Below are 19,604 nucleotides of genomic sequence, written 5' to 3' on the forward strand. Positions count from 1 at the left end.
GCACCTCCGGGAGTTCGGCCCCGCCCAGTTGATCACCGGGACCGCGCCGCCGCCAACCGCCGCGCTCGCCGCGCGCAACCCCTGCCCGGGGGACCCGGAATTCGCGTTCGAGCTGCCCGAAGTTCCCCTATCCGGCGATGCCGCTCGGCGCACGACCGCTCGCGGAATGTGATCCATCCCGCGCCCGCCGCACCACGCGGAAAACGGTCATCGCACCTGCGCGCGGGCCGCCTGCCTGCGTCTCGGCCGGGCCGACCTGCGCCGCTGCCCCCGGGTACCCGGCGGTAACTCCGGCGGCGCCCGGATCGGTCACCCTGTGCTGTCCCGCTTCGACGCTGCGCCAACCGGCGGGACCGCCGCGCGGCATCTTGACTCAATCGCCGCGTGGGTTCACGCTTACTGCCAACGGTCACGGCCGGGGAACGCGAACCTTGCGGGAGGGGCGCGAAAACCCGGGCGAACCGGGAGCCGGAAGGTCGCAGTGAGGCTCAGGGAGACGCACTGCCCCAAGGTGACGCGATGCAGGCTGGGCCCCGTCGGGAGTGCCCCCTGGACAGACCGCGCCATCGGGGCTAGACTGTTTCTTTGCGCTGCCCTCTTTCAGGCTGCCCGGAGCCGGTAGTTAGGATAGTGGGCACACGGCACCCCTGACAGTCCGCGACAGCTTGTTGCCATCGCGGCTGCTCACCGCTCATTGTCCCCGGAAGGACGCATCTTGGCAGTCTCTCCCGCGAACCAGGCCACTGCTGCGACCACCTCGGCTGAATCCCGCGCGCAGGCCACGGGAATCCCCGGAGCGCCCAAGCGGGTCTCCTTCGCGAAGATCCGCGAGCCACTCTCCACCCCGAACCTGCTTGACGTCCAGATCCAGTCGTTCCAGTGGTTCACCGGCAACGAGGCGTGGTTCGAGCGCCGCGTCAACGAAGGCGAAGAAAACCCGGTCGGCGGTCTGGAAGAGGTCCTCAACGAGATCTCGCCGATCGAGGACTTCTCGGGCTCGATGTCCCTTTCCTTCTCCGCTCCGCGCTTCGACGAGGTCAAGGCCTCGATCGAGGAGTGCAAGGACAAGGACATGACGTACGCGGCCCCGCTGTTCGTCACCGCCGAGTTCGTCAACAACAACACTGGCGAGATCAAGAGCCAGACGGTCTTCCTGGGCGACTTCCCGGTGATGACCGACAAGGGCACCTTCATCATCAACGGCACCGAGCGGGTCGTCGTGTCCCAGCTGGTGCGTTCTCCGGGTGTGTACTTCGACAGCAGTGTCGACAAGACGACCGACAAGGACGTCTTCAGCGTGCGCGTGATCCCGAGCCGCGGCGCGTGGCTCGAGTTCGACGTGGACAAGCGCGACACCGTCGGCGTCCGCATCGACCGCAAGCGCCGCCAGCCGGTCACCGTGCTGCTGAAGGCGCTCGGCTGGTCCACCGAGGCGATCCGCGAGCGCTTCTCGTTCTCCGAGACGCTGCTGGCCACCCTCGAGAAGGACCACACCGCTGGCACCGACGAGGCGCTGCTCGACATCTACCGCAAGCTGCGCCCGGGCGAACCGCCCACGAAGGAGAGCGCGCAGACGCTGCTGGAGAACCTGTTCTTCAAGCCGAAGCGCTACGACCTGGCCAAGGTCGGCCGCTACAAGGTCAACAAGAAGCTGGGCCTCGACACCCCGTACGAGACCGGCACGCTGACCGAAGAGGACATCGTCTCGGCCATCGAGTACCTGGTCCGGCTGCACGCCGGCGAGGACAAGATGACCAGTGTCGCCGGCGTCGAGGTGCCGGTCGAGACCGACGACATCGACCACTTCGGCAACCGCCGCCTGCGCACCGTCGGCGAGCTGATCCAGAACCAGATCCGGGTCGGCCTCTCCCGCACCGAGCGCGTCGTGCGCGAGCGCATGACCACGCAGGACGTCGAGGCGATCACGCCGCAGACCCTGATCAACATCCGCCCGATCGGCGCGGCGATCAAGGAGTTCTTCGGCACCTCGCAGCTGTCGCAGTTCATGGACCAGAACAACCCGCTGTCGGGCCTGACGCACAAGCGTCGTCTTTCGGCCCTCGGCCCGGGCGGTCTGTCCCGCGAGCGCGCCGGCATGGAGGTCCGCGACGTCCACCCGTCGCACTACGGCCGGATGTGCCCGATCGAGACGCCGGAAGGCCCGAACATCGGCCTGATCGGCTCGCTGTGCTCCTACGCGCGGGTCAACCCGTTCGGCTTCATCGAGACGCCGTACCGCAAGGTCGTCGAGGGCCAGGTCACCGACCAGGTCGACTACCTGACCGCGGACGAGGAAGACCGCTACGTCAAGGCGCAGGCCAACGCGCCGCTGACCGACGACGGGCACTTCGAAGAGGACAAGGTCCTGGGTCGCCGCAAGGGCGGCGAGGTCGAGTTGATCGACCCGCTCGAGATCGACTACATGGACGTGTCGCCGCGGCAGATGGTCTCCGTCGCCACCGCGATGATCCCGTTCCTGGAGCACGACGACGCGAACCGCGCGCTGATGGGCGCGAACATGCAGCGCCAGGCCGTTCCGCTGCTGCGCAACCAGGCTCCGTACGTGGGCACCGGCGTGGAGCTGCGCGCCGCGGTCGACGCCGGGGACGTCCTGGTCGCCGAGCAGGCGGGCGTGGTCGAGGAGCTGTCCGCGGACATCATCACGATCATGCACGACGACGGCACGCGGAAGAGCTACGGACTGTACAAGTTCCGCCGCTCCAACCACGGCACGTGCTTCAACCACCGGCCGATCGTCAACGAGGGCGACCGGGTCGAGCAGGGCCAGGTCATCGCCGACGGCCCGTCCACCGAGAACGGTGAGATGGCGCTCGGCAAGAACCTCCTCGTCGCGGTCATGCCGTGGGAGGGCCACAACTACGAGGACGCGATCATCCTCTCCGAGCGCCTGGTGCAGGACGACGTGCTGACGTCGATCCACATCGAGGAGCACGAGATCGACGCCCGCGACACCAAGCTGGGCGCCGAGGAGATCACCCGGGACATCCCGAACGTCTCCGAGGAGGTCCTGGCCGACCTCGACGAGCGCGGCATCATCCGGATCGGAGCTGAGGTCCGCGACGGCGACATCCTGGTCGGAAAGGTCACGCCGAAGGGCGAGACCGAGCTGACCCCGGAGGAGCGCCTGCTCCGCGCGATCTTCGGCGAGAAGGCCCGCGAGGTCCGCGACACCTCGCTGAAGGTGCCGCACGGCGAGACCGGCAAGGTCATCGGCATCCGCGTGTTCTCCCGCGAGGACGACGACGAGCTGCCCCCGGGCGTCAACGAGCTGGTCCGCGTCTACGTGGCCCAGAAGCGCAAGATCCAGCCGGGCGACAAGCTCGCCGGCCGGCACGGCAACAAGGGTGTCATCGGCAAGATCCTGCCGGTCGAGGACATGCCGTTCATGGAGGACGGCACCCCGGTCGACATCATCCTGAACACCCACGGTGTTCCGCGACGGATGAACATCGGCCAGATCCTCGAGCTGCACCTCGGCTGGCTGGCCTCGCAGGGCTGGACGATCGAGGGCAACCCGGACTGGGCGAAGAACCTGTCCGAGGAGCTCTACGACGTCGCGCCGAACACGAACACCGCGACCCCGGTGTTCGACGGCGCGAAGGAAGAGGAGCTCACCGGTCTGCTCAGCGCGACCAAGCCGAACCGCGACGGCGAGCGGATGGTCAAGGAGAACGGCAAGGCCACGCTCCTCGACGGCCGCTCCGGCGAGCCGTACCCGTACCCGGTCGCGGTCGGCTACATGTACATCCTGAAGCTGCACCACCTGGTCGACGACAAGATCCACGCCCGCTCCACCGGCCCGTACTCGATGATCACCCAGCAGCCGCTGGGCGGTAAGGCGCAGTTCGGCGGCCAGCGCTTCGGCGAGATGGAGTGCTGGGCGATGCAGGCCTACGGCGCGGCCTACACGCTGCAGGAACTGCTCACGATCAAGTCGGACGACGTGGTCGGCCGCGTCAAGGTGTACGAGGCGATCGTGAAGGGGGAGAACATCCCCGAGCCGGGCATCCCGGAGTCGTTCAAGGTGCTCCTCAAGGAGCTCCAGTCGCTGTGCCTCAACGTCGAGGTGCTCTCCAGCGACGGCGCGGCGATCGAGATGCGCGACTCCGACGACGAGGACCTCGAGCGCGCCGCGGCGAACCTCGGCATCAACCTGTCCCGCAACGAGTCGCCCTCGGTGGACGACGTCGTGCACTGATTCGGTGTCGAGCCGGGATCTGCCTCCCGCGGATCCCGGCTCCACCGCCGACCCCTCCTCTAGCCGAATCAACCCCAAGGGGATCTAGACGTGCTGGACGTCAACTTTTTCGATGAGCTCCGGATTGGCCTCGCCACCGCCGACGACATCCGTCAGTGGTCCTTCGGCGAGGTCAAGAAGCCGGAGACCATCAACTACCGGACCCTCAAGCCGGAGAAGGACGGGCTCTTCTGCGAGAAGATCTTCGGTCCGACCCGGGACTGGGAGTGCTACTGCGGCAAGTACAAGCGCGTCCGGTTCAAGGGCATCATCTGCGAGCGCTGCGGCGTCGAGGTCACTCGCGCCAAGGTGCGCCGTGAGCGGATGGGCCACATCGAGCTGGCCGCGCCGGTCACCCACATCTGGTACTTCAAGGGCGTTCCGTCGCGCCTTGGCTACCTGCTTGACCTGGCGCCCAAGGACCTCGAGAAGATCATCTACTTCGCGGCTTACGTCATCACCGGCGTGAACACCGAGCTGCGGCACAACGACCTGCCGACCCTCGAGAACGAGATCGGCGTCGAGCGCAAGAACCTCGAGACGAAGCGCGACGCCGACATCGAGGCCCGCGCGCAGAAGCTGGAAGCCGACCTGGCCGAGCTGGAGGCGGAGGGCGCGAAGTCCGACGTGCGCCGCAAGGTCAAGGAGGGCGGCGAACGCGAGATGCGCCAGCTGCGCGACCGCGCCGGCCGCGAGCTGGACCGTCTCGAGGAGGTCTGGACGACCTTCACGAAGCTCGAGCCGCGTCAGCTGATCGCCGACGAGCTGCTCTACCGCGAGCTGATCGACCGGTACGGCGAGTACTTCACCGGCGGCATGGGCGCCGAGGCGATCCAGAAGCTGGCGACCGAGTTCGACGTCGCCGCGGAGGCCGACAACCTGCGCGACACCATCCGCAACGGCAAGGGGCAGAAGAAGCTCCGCGCGCTGAAGCGGCTCAAGGTCGTCGCCGCGTTCCAGGCGACCGGCAACGACCCGCGCGGCATGGTGCTCGACGCCGTCCCGGTCATCCCGCCGGACCTGCGCCCGATGGTGCAGCTCGACGGTGGCCGGTTCGCCACGTCGGACCTGAACGACCTGTACCGCCGCGTGATCAACCGGAACAACCGGCTCAAGCGGCTGATCGACCTCGGCGCGCCCGAGATCATCGTCAACAACGAGAAGCGGATGCTGCAGGAGGCCGTCGACGCGCTGTTCGACAACGGCCGTCGCGGGCGTCCGGTCACCGGCCCGGGCAACCGGCCGCTGAAGTCGCTGTCCGACCTGCTGAAGGGCAAGCAGGGCCGGTTCCGCCAGAACCTGCTGGGCAAGCGTGTCGACTACTCCGGCCGTTCGGTCATCATCGTCGGTCCGCAGCTGAAGCTGCACCAGTGCGGTCTGCCGAAGGACATGGCGCTCGAGCTGTTCAAGCCGTTCGTCATGAAGCGGCTGGTCGACCTGAACCACGCGCAGAACATCAAGTCCGCCAAGCGGATGGTGGAGCGCTCGCGGCCGCAGGTGTGGGACGTGCTCGAAGAGGTCATCACCGGCCACCCGGTGATGCTGAACCGTGCGCCGACCCTGCACCGCCTCGGCATCCAGGCCTTCGAACCGCAGCTGGTCGAGGGCAAGGCCATCCAGCTGCACCCGCTGGTCTGCGAAGCGTTCAACGCGGACTTCGACGGTGACCAGATGGCGGTGCACCTGCCGCTGTCGGCCGAGGCGCAGGCCGAGGCCCGGATCCTGATGCTGTCGGCGAACAACATCCTGTCGCCGGCGTCGGGCCGTCCGCTGGCCATGCCGCGGCTGGACATGGTCACCGGTCTGTTCCACCTGACCCGGCTGAACGAGAACGCCGAGGGCGCGGGCAACGCGTACTCCTCGCCCGCCGAGGCGATCATGGCGTTCGACCGCAAGGCGCTGAGCCTGCACGCCCCGGTCAAGATCCGCGTCATCGACCGGCAGCCGGCGAAGGCCGACGAGGCGGCGCTCGCGGAGAAGGGCTGGGAGCCGGGCAAGGCGTGGCTGGCCGAGACGACGCTGGGCCGCGTGCTGTTCAACGACCTGCTTCCGGCGGACTACCCGTTCATCAACGAGCCGATGCCGAAGAAGCGGCAGGCGGCCATCGTGAACGACCTCGCCGAGCGGTACTCGATGACGCAGGTCGCGCAGACGCTGGACAAGCTCAAGGACGCCGGTTTCTACTGGGCGACCCGCTCGGGCGTCACGGTCGCGATCTCGGACGTGCTGACCCCGGTCGGCAAGAAGGCCATTCTCGACGAGTACGAGGGCAAGGCCGACCAGGTCGAGAAGCGCTACCAGCGCGGTCAGCTGTCCCACGCCGAGCGCAACAACGAGCTCGTCAAGGTGTGGACGCAGGCGACCGAAGAGGTCCACAAGATCATGGAGACGGCGCTGCCGGACGACAACCCGATCGCCATGATCGTGAAGTCGGGCGCCGCCGGAAACATGACGCAGGTCCGTTCGCTGGCCGGGATGCGTGGTCTGGTGTCGAACCCGAAGGGTGAGTACATCCCGCGTCCGATCAAGGCGAACTTCCGTGAAGGCCTGTCGGTGGCGGAGTACTTCATCGCCACGCACGGCGCCCGGAAGGGTCTGGCGGACACGGCGCTGCGTACCGCCGACTCGGGTTACCTGACCCGTCGTCTGGTGGACGTCTCGCAGGACGTCATCGTCCGCGAGGTCGACTGCGGCACCACGCGCGGCATCATGATGCCGATCGGCGAGGACCTCGGCGACGGCAAGGTCGTGCGCGACCAGCACGTCGAGACCAGCGTGTACGCGCGGAACCTCGCGACGGACGCGGTGGACGCCAAGGGCAACGTCGTGCTGAACGCGGGCGACGACATCGGCGACCCGGCGCTGGACAAGCTCATCTCCAGCGGCATCACCAAGGTGAAGGTCCGCTCGGTGCTGACCTGCGAGTCGGCCGTCGGTGTGTGCGCGACCTGCTACGGCCGTTCGATGGCGACGGGCGAGCTCGTCGACGTCGGCGAGGCGGTCGGCATTGTCGCCGCCCAGTCGATCGGTGAGCCGGGCACGCAGCTGACGATGCGTACGTTCCACCAGGGTGGTGTCGCCGGTGACGACATCACGACCGGTCTGCCCCGTGTCACCGAGCTTTTCGAGGCTCGGGTGCCGAAGGGCAAGGCTCCGATCGCGGACGTCGACGGCCGCGTGCGGATCGAGGAGAGCGAGCGGTTCTGGAAGATCACCCTGATCCCGGACGACGGGTCGGAGGAGATCGTCTTCGACAAGCTGTCCAAGCGGCAGCGGCTCGCGAACACCCCGAACGGCCCGCTGGGCGACGGCGACCACGTCCACGTCGGCCAGCAGCTGCTCGAGGGCACGCCGGACCCGCACGAGGTCCTGCGCGTCATGGGCCCGCGCGAAGCGCAGATGCACCTCACGGACGAGGTCCAGAAGGTGTACCGGGCGCAGGGTGTGTCGATCCACGACAAGCACATCGAGGTCATCGTGCGGCAGATGCTGCGCCGCGTGACGATCATCGACTCCGGTGCCACGGACTTCCTGCCGGGCGAACTGCCCGAGCGGACGAAGTTCGAGGCGACGAACCGGGCCTCGGTCGCCGAGGGCGGCGAGCCGGCTTCGGGCCGTCCGGTGCTGATGGGCATCACGAAGGCGTCGCTGACCACGGACTCGTGGCTGTCGGCGGCTTCGTTCCAGGAGACCACGCGAGTCCTGACCGACGCGGCCATCAACGGCCGCAGCGACAAGCTCGTGGGCCTCAAGGAGAACGTCATCATCGGTAAGCTCATCCCGGCCGGTACTGGCATCAACAAGTACCGGAACATCCAGGTGCAGCCGACCGAGGAGGCGCGGGTCGCGGCGTACGCGATCCCGTCCTACGACGACGGTTACTACACCCCGGACGTGTTCGGTTCGGGCACCGGCGCCGCGGTTCCGCTGGACGACTACGACTTCGGTCGCGACTTCCGCTGAACCTCGCGTAGCTGAACGAAAAGCCCCCGGTCCTCGTGACCGGGGGCTTTTCGTCGCGGTGCTCCGATGGCTTACATTCGCGCGCGTGGCTGACGTCGCGGGCGTTCACGGACAACTTCTCGGATCTCTCCAACGCAAGGGCTACCAGTTCGAGTTCCGTTGCGAGCGCTGCGGAAACGGGTACCGCTCGGCGTTCCAGCGGGACGCGATGGAGACCGGGCGCGGCATGTTGCGCGCGGTGGGCTCGTTCTTCGGCGGGACGCTGCAGCAGCTGAGCAGCTCCGCGGACCAGTGGAAATACGACCGCGCGACGAACTCGTCGGCGAAGGACCGGGCGCTGACCGCGGCGGTCGAGGAGATCACCCCGCGCTTTCGCCAGTGCCGCGGCTGCGGCGACTGGATGTGCGCGGATCAGTGCTGGAACGAGGAAATCGGCCAGTGCCTGCGCTGTTCGCCGATCGTGGCGGAGGAGATCTCTCGCGCAGGCGGCGGCGCAGCGGGACCAGATCTGGGACCAGGCGCGCGAGAAGAACTGGACCAAGGACCTGGGCACCCGCGCGAAACTCACCTGCCCGGACTGCGGCCTGAAGGTGAACGGCGGGAAGTTCTGCACGGGGTGCGGGAGTTCACTGGCCCCGACTGTCCATTGTGGAGAATGCGGCAAGGAAGCCAAGGCGGGAGCGGTGTTCTGCGCGGATTGCGGGCACCGGCTCTGACCGCTCCGGGCGCGGCCGGGGGTCCCAGCCGCGCCCGTTCCCCTTACATGTCCAGGTTTTCCTTGGTTTCCTTCGCCGTGTGATCCCCGGCCTCGTCGCTCGCGCCCTCGGACTTGGTGATGTCCCGGGTGTTGCTGATCGTCTTGTCGACGAAGTCGAACGCACCCTTGCCGACGTAGGACGAGCCCTTGCTCAGGTCGCTCGGGTTCACGCCGATGACCTGCTTGATCGCCTCGCCCGGCGCGTTCTTCAGCGCGTCGACCGTCGCGGTGCCGAAGGCGCTCGCCCTGGTTCCGGAGGCGGCGGCGAACGCGCCGTCGATCGCCTTTTCCGTGCCGGGGGTGATCCGGGCCCCGGACGGCGTGAGTTTCGAGCCCTGTTTGATCATCTCGTCGGCCCATTTGGCGAGGAACGTCAGGAACTTCTCGATCAGCTGGCCGAGTTTGCCGAGGTGGCTGGTGACCCGGCTGACCGTGCTGGCCACGCGGGCGACCGAGGCTGTCATCGCGGCGGCGACCGACGAGCCGAGGCTGACGACGGAGGCGGCGAGCGCGGGCAGCCACAGGTAGATGAGCCAGCTGACCAGTTCGGAGATCAGGGCCTTGACGACCTCTTCGATGACGGTCATGACCATCGACCACATCTGCAGGGTCTCGGCGACCGCGCCCGCGCTGGAGCCGATGCCCTTGATGCCCTCGGAGAACTGGGCGAGCGCCTTCTTCGCGGCGTCGCCGCCCTCGCCCTGCCAGTCCTTGAGCGCCTCGTCGCCTTCCTTGACGAAGTTGTCGGCCAGGGTGACGAAGCCCTTGCCGATCTCGACGAAGTTGCCGGAGGCTTCCTTGAGGGCGGGACCGTCGCCGGTGACGAAGTGCAGGGCGTCCTGCAGCGGCTGGATCAGTTCGATCAGCATGTTCAGGCCGTTGCTGACCAGCCAGCCGACCGGGTCGAGCGCGAAGCTCGCGAGGTCGACCGCCGCGCCCGCGACGAAGCCGGCGCCGTCCTGCACCAGCTGTCCGCTGGCGGAGGCGAAGTCGCCGAAGCTCTTGGCGTCGCCGTAGTTGTCGATGGCACCGGAGATCGTGTTGACGCCCTTGCCCACGAACGGCGTCTTCTTGGCCGCTTCGAGCGCGTCGTGGCCGAACCCGTCTTCGTGCTTGATCTTTACGCCGTCGGCGACGCTGTCCTGTCCCATGAGTTCCCCTCGCTCAGAGCGGTCCGTCGATCTTCGCGTCGAACTTGCCGAAGGTCATGACGGTGTCCTTCTCGTGCCCGTCGTAGATCTCCGCGGCTTTGCCGAGCTTTTCCTGAAACACCTCGACGCCGCTCTTCATGGCCTCGAGCAGCTGCTTGAGTTCTTCGAGTTTGCCCGTGTAGGTCTGCTTGGCGACCAGCCCGATCAGGCCCCACGATTTGTCGCCCACGTCTGCCTGGCCCACGAGGTTGCCGAACTTGCCCGCCTCGCTCTTGTAGTTGTCGAGTCCGGTCGAGTACTTCGTGATGGCGGTCGTGACGACGCTGTGGGTCATCGGTGGTCCTCCTCGTCGTTGAACAAGTTCTTGAGGAACTGGTCGCCCGCCGAAGCGGAAGGCGGCGGCGGAGCGGCCTGCGCCGGCTGCTGCTGGGTGCGAAGCAGGTCGTTGTTCGCGAAGTCCTCCTCGTCGCGAACCGGCGTCGCCGGCCGCTGCGGCTGCGCCTCCGGGAGGTTGGACTCCAATTCCTCCACCGTGGTTCCCATGCCCGCGGCTTGTGCTTCGAGAACTTGTTCGGACACGTTCAGCCCGAAGGCCGTGCCCACGTGCTCGTCGACGATCCCGGCCTGCTTGCGCGCGGATTCGGCGACGGCCTGGTGCAGCGTCGCCAGGATCGTGGACGCCAGCTGGTCCGGCTGCTGGCGGAGCGCGTCCGGGGAGAGCCGGAGGTCCTTGACCGAACCGCTGGGGCCCGCGACCACGGTGACCGACCGGTCCGGCGACATCACCTGAGCTTCGAGCGCGCTCAGTTCCTCCTGCATGTCGCCGACCTTCGCGAACTGCGCCTCGGCCTGTTTGAGCTTCGTCTGGAACTTCTCGAACTCCGCGACGAGTCGGTCCATCTCTTCGGACACGGCGGTCACACCTTCCCCTGCACCTCACTGATGCCGGGGATTATGCCGCTTCTGTCGCCTTCGTGCTTCAAGAGTGCGGAATCCGGGGCGGATGATCACCGCAGGTCAGCAAACCGGGCGTGCTCAGGACGGGGGTCGTCCGACGTCGACCTGCCGGGATTCCCGGCTCTCGCGCAGGACGCGGACCCGGCGCGGCGCTTTCGGCCGGAAGATCATCTTGAAGAACAGCAGCCCCAGCGCGACCGGGACCAAAGCGGCCAGGATGGTCAGCGCGACGGCGTCGTTGCTCTGGAACACCGGGTGCCACCAGATCGGCCCGATCCGCACCGGGACGACGTCGCCGCGGTCCGGCAGGTGGCCGAGGTGCCAGGTCGTAAGGACTTCTCGGGTCCGGCCGTCGTCCTGATACGTCCCGCGGACCGCGGGGGATTGGCTGTCGCAGATCTGGGTGCGGTTGAGCCCGCAGGAACGACCGGGATCGCCAGGGGTGGAATCGACGACGGTGAGCTGGACCTCGGTGGCGAGACCGGCGGCCGCGGCCACGCTGTTGGCGATCGGCAGCAGACCGCCCACCACCATGGCCCCGGCGAGCAGCGAGCGCGTCAGCACCGTCGTCGGCGCGAGCGGCTGCCGGTCCATCGCTTCGCGGTAGCGGTTCACCCGGTTCCGCACGAAGCCGCGGTGCTGCCCGAACCACAGGTCGTAGCCGGTTTCGGCACGGGCGGTCACGCGGGAGAACTCGGTGTCCCGCCAGAGGTTCGGCGCTACGGCCGCGGCGAAGATCGCGAGGTGGCGGGCGTTGCCGAGCAATCGGTCTTCGTTCAGCCCGTCCGCTTCCACGGTCCAGAGGGCGTCGCGGTCGAACACGACTTCGTGGACTCGGAACCATAAATCGTCGAGGATCAGCTCGCGCACTTCCGGGGTGAGCACCTTGGCGGCGAACTCCGGATCCTCGGTCGTGACCTCGAACCGCCGGTCGAATTCCGGGTCCACCGCGACCTTTTCCAGCTCTTCGCGGGTTTTCGGCGTGCCGACCTGGATCCGGGTGATCCGGGCGTCTTCGAACGGGGTGGCGTGATCCGGTTCGAACGCTCCGACGCGCGGGGTGATCCGCAGCGCCGGGCTGTCCGGGACCCGGACTTCGGTCATCGTGTAGATGCCGCCGATGCGATCAGCGACGCGGTCGGCCGCGGAACCGCGATCAGTGAGCGGGTACTCGACGCCGAGCAGCCGATGCCCTTGGTGTTCGAGTTCGACCAGCCGGCGCGGCGACAGGCCGTCCTGTCGGTCGAACGCCACGGTGCGCCCATGCTGGGGAAGGACTCCGAACGTTGCCGCTTCGGTGGTGCCGAGGCGACGCAGCCGGCCACGCTGCCGCGCGGATTGCCAGAGCACGAAGGCGATGAAGGCCACCGGCAACGCGATCCACACCGCCAGCGGCGCGCGCACGTCCATGCTGACCGCGAACCAGGTCAGGGTCGTGCCGAGGAAGGCCAGGCCGCAGGCGATGTTGCTGATCGCCGAGGTGACCGTGCCGCCGCCCTCGGTCCGGCCCGCGATCCAGAGCAGCACGAACGCGGTCAGGTAGCCGACAGCGATGTACCAGGGGAACGGGTCTGCCATTGAGCGGATTATGCCGTTTCGGTCCGGTTCGCGCCGTCGGGTCGTGGTGCCGTCGTTGCCCAGCGGGCGGAAGTTCCCGGCACATGGTCACGAAAAGGTAACGAACATATCGGGCGAACGGCGCCGCCCTGGACTCTGAAGCGCCGTACATAGTTTGGGCCGAACGGAGCATCGCAGGTCAGCGCCGCCGCTCTCGGCGGTCGCGCGCGCAGGGCCGGGCAAGTCGGCCCAGTTCGTGGGATATTCACCCCTTCGGTCGACGTTCCCACGATTGATCACCGCATTGACAGTGCGTGCGGTTCGCCAGAGTATTTCGCGCATGTCCTTTCCGGTTGCCCTGGTGTGGCGCCTGCACGTTGATCTGCGCCAGCAGGCCAGCGCGCTGTGTAGGAATTCCTGACCTTTTCTCCCGGCCGCGCTTGGCTGGCTGATTTCTCTTGCCCCGCAACGGGTTTCGCAGGCCCGAGGGGATAAACGCTTTCCTCGTTCCGGGTGGGTTTCGTGCTGCCCGCGGAACGGGGAAAGAAGTGCCTTCGCGGGCGCTTCACGGGAACACAAACAGGGAGACACAATGCGATTCAGCTCCTCCTCGGGCGCCCCGCCCCGATGGCGGAAAGCGCTGACCGTCGCCGGCGCGGTCGCGCTCGCGATCGGCGCGGTGACCTATACCGGGTCCACCACCAGCGCCTACGCCGACGTCCAAGTGGTCACCGACGCCAAAACCGCGTCCGACGGCAAGCAGTACTGGGTGCAGAACCACCTGGTCAGCAAAGATCTTGCCGCGCAAGCGCGTTCCGCCGACGGCACGCCGAAGAAGTGGCTGCTGGTCTGGGCGGGCGACGAGAACATCGCCGACACCGCGGTGAAGGACGTCAAAAACCTGCCGGGTTCGCTCGGCGGCGGCCTCGGAAAAATCAAGAATGCCTTGCCCGGCCCCGATTTCCTCGCGGTGATCGACGCGACGCAGGGCTCGCCGACGTACGGCAAGGTGGTGAACACCGCGACAGTCGGGCCGCTCGTCGAGAACGAGCCGCACCATATGCAGTACGTGTGGCACAAGGGCGACACGATCTACGCTGGCGCGTTGTTCGCCGCGGCGACGTACGCGTTCGACGTCAGTGCGTTGCCACAGTTGAAACTCAAGGGCATCAGCCTGCCGACGCAGACGCTCGGTGGGTCTGTGCCGGACGCGTACTGGGTGTTGAAGGACGGCACCGCGTACGGCACTTACATGGGCGGTCCGGTCGTGCCCGGTCCGTACGCGTATCAGGACGGTTCCACGCAGATCGGCAACGGCTTCGCCGGTAGCCCGGGCGAGGTCGTGCACTTCGACCAGAACGCGCAGGTGCTGTCGCAGAATCCGGCGGCGACCCCGCAGGGCGACAACGCGAAGCTGTGCGACAACCTGCCGCAGCTGGGCAAACCGTCCTGCGCGAACCCGCACGGCGTTCAGGCGCGCGAGGATCTCAACACTCTCGTCACCAGTGACTACGCCGAACCGCGCAACATCATCCTCGACCCGGTGAAGCAGCCGTCGCCGTATCTGCGCCGTCCGACGATCCGCACCTGGGACATCTCCGACCGCAATCACCCGAAGCTGAAGGCGGTGTCCTACCTGCAGGACGGCCCGCGGGCGAACCCGGCGGACCCGCTGCACTCGGAAAGCCGCGCGGTCATGGAGACCACGGTGACGAACCAGCCCGGGCACAAGGGCGCGTTCGCCGAGACGATGCAGGGCGGCGCGATCTTCTACACGCCGGACATCACGGCGAAGGATCCGCACTGGATCGAGGTGTTCGACGACGGCACCGCGGGCAAGCCGATCTACGCGCAGAACGACTCCAACGGGGCCAGCTCCAACGGCGGCTGGCTGCAGACCAGCCCGGACGACCGGTTCCTGTACCACGCGGTGCAGGGCAGGCAGAAGGGCGCGCTCGGCCCGGACGACCCCGGCACCACCGGCGGCGTGTACGTGCTCGACATCCAGAAGCTGGTCGCGGCGGGCGACAAGGTCGAGGACATCAAGGGCCGCGTCGACACCTTGGAGAAGGCGCAGCAGGGCGGCGGGGGAGACCTGCCGACCGTGGTCGGCTCCGCGCCGATCAACCCGGGCGTGCCCGGGGCTGGTCCGCACTGGGGCGCGTACGACAACTTCGCGCTCGGCGAGGACGGTTTCTACCACGAAACCACGCAGCCGCAGCACATCGCGGTGTCGAACTACTTCGTCGCACGGTCCGGTTTGGACGGTGACCACAAGGTCAACCTGCTGAACCTGTCGCCGGACGGGAAGGTCGCGGTCGATCAGAACTTCCGCGACGAGTTCACCGGGCAGGTCGGTCTCAACTTCAACCGGAAGTCGTGGCCGCACGGGGACTTCGGCAACGCCAAGCCGCACTCCGAACTGTTCGTGGTCGCCGACCAGAACGTGAAGTAACTCCCGCTGGACGCGTGCCGTGAAGGACTCCTTGGGGGAATCAGATTCCCCCAAGGGGCCCTTCACGGCACCGGCCCCGAGGACAAGTCCGGAAGGTCTCCATGGATCACCACGTCACTCCGGTCGCCACCGGATCGTCCGGTGTGGACAGTGCCGCGCTGGTGCTGCGGCTGATACTGCTGCTGGCGACGGCGTTCCTCGCCGGTACCGGGATTTTGCGTCCGCTCGTCGGTCCGCTGCCGCGCAAGCTGTGGCTCGCCACCGGCGTGCTGGGTGTGGGTTCGGCGGTGCTGGCCGCGGTGTCGGCGGCGACGGTCGAGGTCAACCTGGTCGCACTGATCGTCCACGTCGTGCTCGCGCTGGCGGTGCCGGTGCTGCTGCGGTGGCCTTCGGTGGGTCGTTGGGCTTCGCTCGCGCTGGTCGTGCTCGTGGTGCTGGAAACCTCCGTCGACGGCTCGGGGATCTCCTTCGCCATCGACACCGTGTACGTCGCCGCGGCCGCGCTGTGGTTCGGCGTGACGCTGCTGTCGGCGTGGGTGCCGGTGGAGCAATGGCGCCCGACGCCGTTGCGCGTTGGTCCGCTTTCGGTCAGTCTCGCCGGACTGTTGACGCTCGCGGGCGTCGTGCAGCTCGGCATCTCCGGGGTCGCCTTTGACCGACGGCTGTACGAAACGCTCTTCGGCATCTCGCTGATCGTGGTGGTCCTGCTGCCCGCAGCAGTGACCGTAGTGGCGGCGATCTTGTTTTCTCGCAACGCTTCCACTCGCGGTTACCGTTACGGCGTCGCCGGTGTTGCGCTTGGTTTCGTCGCGTGGAGTGCGCTTGCCGCGGTGCCGCAGCCCGGACCGTTGCCAGTCCCCGGAGTGCCGGTGCTGGCCGACGCGACAGTCGGCGGCGCGACCGTGCCGGTGCTGGTCAGTCCACACCGGCCCGGGCGCAATCTCGTGCACTTCCCGGCGAGCGCGGGCACGGATCTGTCCGCTGGCGTCGAGGGCGGGATCGTAACCACGGCGGCGACGCGGGCCGGCGCGGAAGGCAGCTGGGCCGAGGTCGACCTTCCGGCCGGACGCAGCACTCTCGTGGTGCACAAGGGCGACGCGACCACCACGGTCGACGTCGACGCGGGTAACGAAGCGGGCCCATCGGTTTCGGACGCCGACGCACCGGAATGCGCGGAAGCCGCACTCGGCGGTCTGGTGGCGGCGAAACGCGACGTGCTCACCAGCTGTCCGGCAGAAGCGCTGTCACCGGAGGACCGCGGTTCGCTGGTGAAGCTGGTCGAGTTTCTCGCCTCACGGAAGCCGTCGGCGATCACGTTGGTCGAAGACAAATCGCCGCGTGGGGTGCGGGCCGCGCAGCTCGTCCGCGAAACCGCCGCGCGCGTCGGTCTGCCGGTGCGCCCGGACGCCGCGGCGGACACCGCGCTGGTGGTCGTCTCCGGCTGGAGCGACGGGTACCTCGCGATGAGCCGCGCCGCCGAATCGCAGCGGCTCAAACCGACCCATCAGTTCGGCCTGTACCTCGCGCCGTGGCTGCTCAACGGGCCCATCGTGAACACCGTGGCCAGCGCGGCTTTGCCACTGCGCTTCGACCCGCGCGACCAGCTCGCGGTGAGCTACGCGGTGGCCGTCGGCAACAGCTTCGGCGGGGAAAGCCCGTCGCTAGGCGGTTTCCGGACCTGGCTTGGTCCACAGTGGACAGCGGTGAACGGCGAGGTGCAGCTGTTCGCGGCCGCGCAGGTCAACGCGATGCCGATGTACCCGAACGAACCGCACGCGCCCGGCATGCAGGCCGCGCGCGACTACGCCGGGCAGTGGATCCCCGACGGAACCATCGTCCCGATCAGCGGCGCGCTCCGCTGACCGCAGTTCCCCGCAGTTCCCCGAAGAAAGGAAAACCCTGATGAAACGCATTGCCGCCCGGATCCTGCTGCCGCTCGCCGCGGCCGGGGCGTTCGCCGGATTCGCCGGGGGAGTGGCCAATGCCGCCACCCCGGAGACGTCCGCCGCCGGTCAGCCCGCCGCGGGTCCATCGGCTGCGGGTCAGTCCTCCGCTGGTCAGTCGGCTGCTGGTCAGTCGGTCGCTGGTCTGCCCGCTGGCCTGCCTTCGTTGCCGACCGGCGGTTCGCCCTCGCTCCCGACGGGCGGGCTGCCGTCCCTTCCGACTGGTGGCCTGCCGTCCCTCCCGACCGGCGGCCTGCCCTCGCTGCCGTCCCTGCCGAACCTGTCCGCCCCGGGCCTGCCCGGCGTCCCGGGCGCACCGACCGGCGGCGGCCCGTCGGTCTGGGTCGTTCCCGGTCTCGACGCGGGCAGTCTCCTCGGCCCGACCACCCCGGCCCCGGCCCAGCTCCTCGCGCCGGTGTTCCACCTCGTCACCGCCGTTTCCTGAGCCGTCGTTTCCTGAGCACAGAAGGAGAAGCCCGTGAAAAAGACCGTCGTCCGAGCCATCGCCGCCACCGCGCTCGCCGGAGCCGCGGTGCTCGGCGCCGCCGCGCCCGCGCTGGCCGCCGCGCAGGACCAGCCCGGTGTCACCGTCGTCGACGAGCCGGACACGTCGAACCTGAACAACATCTGGACGTTCGCGCCGCTGGGCGTCCCGGTGCTGGGCCTGATCCAGTCGCTGAACGGCGTCCCCGGCCGGATCCTGCCCGGCTGACCCCGTCTCCGCCGGTGGTTCCCCTCGTCCCCGGGAACCGCCGGCGGTCCCGGAAAGAAGGAACATGGACAGACAACTGATCGGCCGGCTCGCGATCGCCGGGATAGCAGTGGTCGCCGTCGCCGCGGTAGTAGTGATCCTCGGCGACGACCCCGCGCCCGCTCCGGCGGCCGTCTCCGCGCCCACGACCTCAGTGCCGCAGCGCGCCCCAGACCGCACGGTGACCCGCACCCTGCCCCCGACGACGTCCACCGCACCGGCCGCACCCGCTCCGTCCAGCCGGCAGATCACCTACGAGCTCGCCGGCTCCGGCACCGCCACCGTGGTCTACGACGACAACGGCCTCGGCCTGGTGCACCAGGAGCTGTCGGTGCCCTTGCCCTGGAGCAAGACCCTGACCTGGCCGAAGACAGCCGTCCCGCCGACCGTGCAGCTGATGGGCCAGTCGAGCGGCCCGGTCGAATGCCGGGTGTCGGTGAACGGCGTGCTGGCGCGGTCCGCGAAGGCCGCGGACGGCGAGGTCGCCAGCTGTGCGGGACGGCTCAGCTGAGGTCTTTGGAGAACCAGTGCTCGGCGTACTGGTCGTCGTTGAACGCCTCGATCTCCGCGTAGCCCATCGACGCGTACAGCGCTCGTGCCTCGACCAGATCGTCCCGGGTGTCGAGCCGCATCCGGGCCGAACCCAGTCGCTTCGCCGCCTCTTCGGCCGCTGTGACGATCAGCTTGCCGCCGCCGTGCCCGCGATGCTCCGGGCGCACGTACACCTTCGTCAACGCGCTCAGGCCCGGCTCGACCATCCGGACTCCTGCACAACCGGCTGGTTTTCCGTCTCGATAGGCCATCAGGAACGCTCCCGTCGGCGAGACGAGGCCGTCGCTGGGCTCGTCGGCCAGCGCCGCGTCCACCTCGGCGGGCGTGGCCGGACGGCCGTGATACCGCGACGCCAGTTCGTCCATGTACTCGCGCAGGATCGCCGTCGCGTCGGGGTGTTCGGCCGGGATTTCGCTGATCTTCCAGTCCACGTCCCTCATCTTGGGGAGTCCGTCCACCGATTTCCCCGGCAGGTACCGTGCAGACCGGCAGGGGAACCGAACGAGGAGGCGACATGGACGGCAGCGAGAAGGTCGACCAGCCGGGGGACAAGAAGACCGGCGGCAGCCATGCCGCGCCGGAGGGGGCTGGAGTGCACCCGCTGATCGATCTGTCGCGCGACCCCAACCCGGGCAAGCCCGACCACGCGAAGCCGGACGAGGACTGACCCGCGGCCCGGCCCGGCGGGTGCACGCCGCCGGGCCGGGTTCGCGGCTCCCGCCCAGCCCTGAGGCGGGCACCGTCTCCGGTGAGGTGATTGTCACCCCGGGCGCGGTCCATTGTGGAACACCCAGCGGCTCTTCTTCTTGCCGCGGAAGAATTTCTCTCGCGTTCTTAACGCCGTCTCGAGTCCCGTCCGTCATGCCGGGAGCCGACGGCGAAGCCGGGGCGCGATCGTGCCCGGCACGGGTCCATTCATTGGTCGCCGCGTCCCGCCATGCGAACCCGAGTGCGCTCTGACCGCGGGAACCCGCCCGGGAATAGCGTCCCGGAGACCGGCGTTCTCCCCTCTCGGGAAGTCCCGCGCGGCGCCGTCCCAAGGCCCCGATCTGGGGTTACGATGACCGGTCGGCGACCGTAGCGACCCCCCGCCCGGACCGCTCCGCGAGTGGACGGGTATCTTTGGAGACCGTGCCCGGCAGGCGTCGGGCCGCTCCGCGTGCCGTTGGGCATGAGCGGGGTGCTTTTGCACCCGGTTCACCAGCCTCGCCACGTGGGGTTCCGACGGAAAATCCCTCCGGGAAGTTACCGGTCGAGAGA

Annotated in this window: 14 protein-coding genes; 9 read left to right on the forward strand and 5 right to left on the reverse strand. The window is 68.2% G+C overall.

The window, feature by feature from the left end:
• Positions 1 to 715 precede the first annotated feature (715 nt).
• The 3 genes from rpoB to ACZ7SW_RS24390 all read left to right on the forward strand — a co-directional run bounded on the left by rpoB (position 716) and on the right by ACZ7SW_RS24390 (position 9,020).
• Entirely contained in the window at positions 716 to 4,219 is a 3,504-nt protein-coding gene (rpoB, locus tag ACZ7SW_RS24380) for a DNA-directed RNA polymerase subunit beta (RefSeq protein WP_470232697.1), read from the forward strand.
• 90 nt (positions 4,220 to 4,309) lie between these two features.
• On the forward strand, positions 4,310 to 8,221 hold the full coding sequence (locus ACZ7SW_RS24385; RefSeq protein WP_470232698.1) for a DNA-directed RNA polymerase subunit beta': 3,912 nt from the start codon (positions 4,310 to 4,312) through the stop codon (positions 8,219 to 8,221).
• Between the two features lie 85 nt (positions 8,222 to 8,306).
• Positions 8,307 to 9,020, forward strand: coding sequence for a hypothetical protein (locus ACZ7SW_RS24390; RefSeq protein ID WP_470232699.1), 714 nt, complete (start codon positions 8,307 to 8,309; stop codon positions 9,018 to 9,020).
• On the opposite strand, the gene ACZ7SW_RS24395 is transcribed toward ACZ7SW_RS24390, so the two are convergent.
• The 4 genes from ACZ7SW_RS24395 to ACZ7SW_RS24410 form a co-directional block, all read right to left on the reverse strand.
• Positions 8,981 to 10,129, reverse strand: a complete 1,149-nt coding sequence (locus ACZ7SW_RS24395; RefSeq protein ID WP_470232700.1) for a hypothetical protein — start codon at positions 10,127 to 10,129, stop codon at positions 8,981 to 8,983. The genes ACZ7SW_RS24390 and ACZ7SW_RS24395 overlap by 40 nt on opposite strands.
• Before the next feature lie 13 nt (positions 10,130 to 10,142).
• Positions 10,143 to 10,463 (reverse strand): hypothetical protein, encoded by a 321-nt coding sequence (locus tag ACZ7SW_RS24400; RefSeq protein ID WP_470232701.1) that lies wholly within the window; start codon positions 10,461 to 10,463, stop codon positions 10,143 to 10,145.
• The gene (locus tag ACZ7SW_RS24405; protein ID WP_470232702.1) at positions 10,460 to 11,041 is read right to left on the reverse strand and encodes a YbaB/EbfC family nucleoid-associated protein; all 582 of its coding nucleotides are present in this window, start codon (positions 11,039 to 11,041) and stop codon (positions 10,460 to 10,462) included. The genes ACZ7SW_RS24400 and ACZ7SW_RS24405 overlap by 4 nt, the downstream gene beginning before the upstream one ends.
• 123 nt (positions 11,042 to 11,164) lie before the next feature.
• Positions 11,165 to 12,664, reverse strand: coding sequence for a hypothetical protein (locus tag ACZ7SW_RS24410; protein ID WP_470232703.1), 1,500 nt, complete (start codon positions 12,662 to 12,664; stop codon positions 11,165 to 11,167).
• A 571-nt stretch (positions 12,665 to 13,235) separates the two neighbouring features.
• On the opposite strand from ACZ7SW_RS24410, the gene ACZ7SW_RS24415 reads away from it, so the two are divergent.
• From ACZ7SW_RS24415 to ACZ7SW_RS24435, 5 genes are all read left to right on the forward strand, one after another.
• Positions 13,236 to 15,098, forward strand: a complete 1,863-nt coding sequence (locus ACZ7SW_RS24415; RefSeq protein ID WP_470232704.1) for a hypothetical protein — start codon at positions 13,236 to 13,238, stop codon at positions 15,096 to 15,098.
• A 101-nt stretch (positions 15,099 to 15,199) separates the two neighbouring features.
• Entirely contained in the window at positions 15,200 to 16,960 is a 1,761-nt protein-coding gene (locus tag ACZ7SW_RS24420; protein WP_470232705.1) for a hypothetical protein, read from the forward strand.
• Between the two features lie 40 nt (positions 16,961 to 17,000).
• Positions 17,001 to 17,486: a hypothetical protein gene (locus tag ACZ7SW_RS24425; RefSeq protein ID WP_470232706.1), complete on the forward strand. Its 486-nt coding sequence runs from the start codon at positions 17,001 to 17,003 to the stop codon at positions 17,484 to 17,486.
• 33 nt (positions 17,487 to 17,519) lie between these two features.
• A complete protein-coding gene (locus tag ACZ7SW_RS24430; protein WP_470232707.1) occupies positions 17,520 to 17,753 on the forward strand; it encodes a hypothetical protein in 234 nt (77 codons plus the stop codon).
• Between the two features lie 64 nt (positions 17,754 to 17,817).
• Positions 17,818 to 18,303 carry an MmpS family transport accessory protein gene (locus tag ACZ7SW_RS24435; protein ID WP_470232708.1) on the forward strand — a complete coding sequence of 162 codons (486 nt, stop codon included), beginning with the start codon at positions 17,818 to 17,820 and terminating at the stop codon, positions 18,301 to 18,303.
• Here ACZ7SW_RS24435 and ACZ7SW_RS24440 read toward each other — a convergent pair.
• A complete protein-coding gene (locus ACZ7SW_RS24440) occupies positions 18,296 to 18,784 on the reverse strand; it encodes a GNAT family N-acetyltransferase (protein ID WP_470232709.1) in 489 nt (162 codons plus the stop codon). The genes ACZ7SW_RS24435 and ACZ7SW_RS24440 overlap by 8 nt on opposite strands.
• Before the next feature lie 74 nt (positions 18,785 to 18,858).
• Here ACZ7SW_RS24440 and ACZ7SW_RS24445 point away from each other — a divergent pair, with 74 nt between their 5' ends.
• Positions 18,859 to 19,011, forward strand: a complete 153-nt coding sequence (locus tag ACZ7SW_RS24445) for a hypothetical protein (protein ID WP_344270092.1) — start codon at positions 18,859 to 18,861, stop codon at positions 19,009 to 19,011.
• The last annotated feature ends 593 nt before the right edge of the window (positions 19,012 to 19,604 follow it).

It is taken from the genome of Amycolatopsis sp. NPDC114484, from assembly GCF_055633755.1.

Coding starts and splice junctions, on each gene's coding strand:
- ACZ7SW_RS24395 (WP_470232700.1), bottom strand. CDS start 10,129: ATGGGACAGGACAGCGTCGCCGACGGCGTAAAGATCAAGCACGAAGAC.
- ACZ7SW_RS24400 (WP_470232701.1), bottom strand. CDS start 10,463: ATGACCCACAGCGTCGTCACGACCGCCATCACGAAGTACTCGACCGGA.
- ACZ7SW_RS24410 (WP_470232703.1), bottom strand. CDS start 12,664: ATGGCAGACCCGTTCCCCTGGTACATCGCTGTCGGCTACCTGACCGCG.
- ACZ7SW_RS24415 (WP_470232704.1), top strand. CDS start 13,236: ATGCGATTCAGCTCCTCCTCGGGCGCCCCGCCCCGATGGCGGAAAGCG.
- ACZ7SW_RS24420 (WP_470232705.1), top strand. CDS start 15,200: ATGGATCACCACGTCACTCCGGTCGCCACCGGATCGTCCGGTGTGGAC.
- ACZ7SW_RS24425 (WP_470232706.1), top strand. CDS start 17,001: ATGAAACGCATTGCCGCCCGGATCCTGCTGCCGCTCGCCGCGGCCGGG.
- ACZ7SW_RS24435 (WP_470232708.1), top strand. CDS start 17,818: ATGGACAGACAACTGATCGGCCGGCTCGCGATCGCCGGGATAGCAGTG.
- ACZ7SW_RS24440 (WP_470232709.1), bottom strand. CDS start 18,784: ATGAGGGACGTGGACTGGAAGATCAGCGAAATCCCGGCCGAACACCCC.
- ACZ7SW_RS24445 (WP_344270092.1), top strand. CDS start 18,859: ATGGACGGCAGCGAGAAGGTCGACCAGCCGGGGGACAAGAAGACCGGC.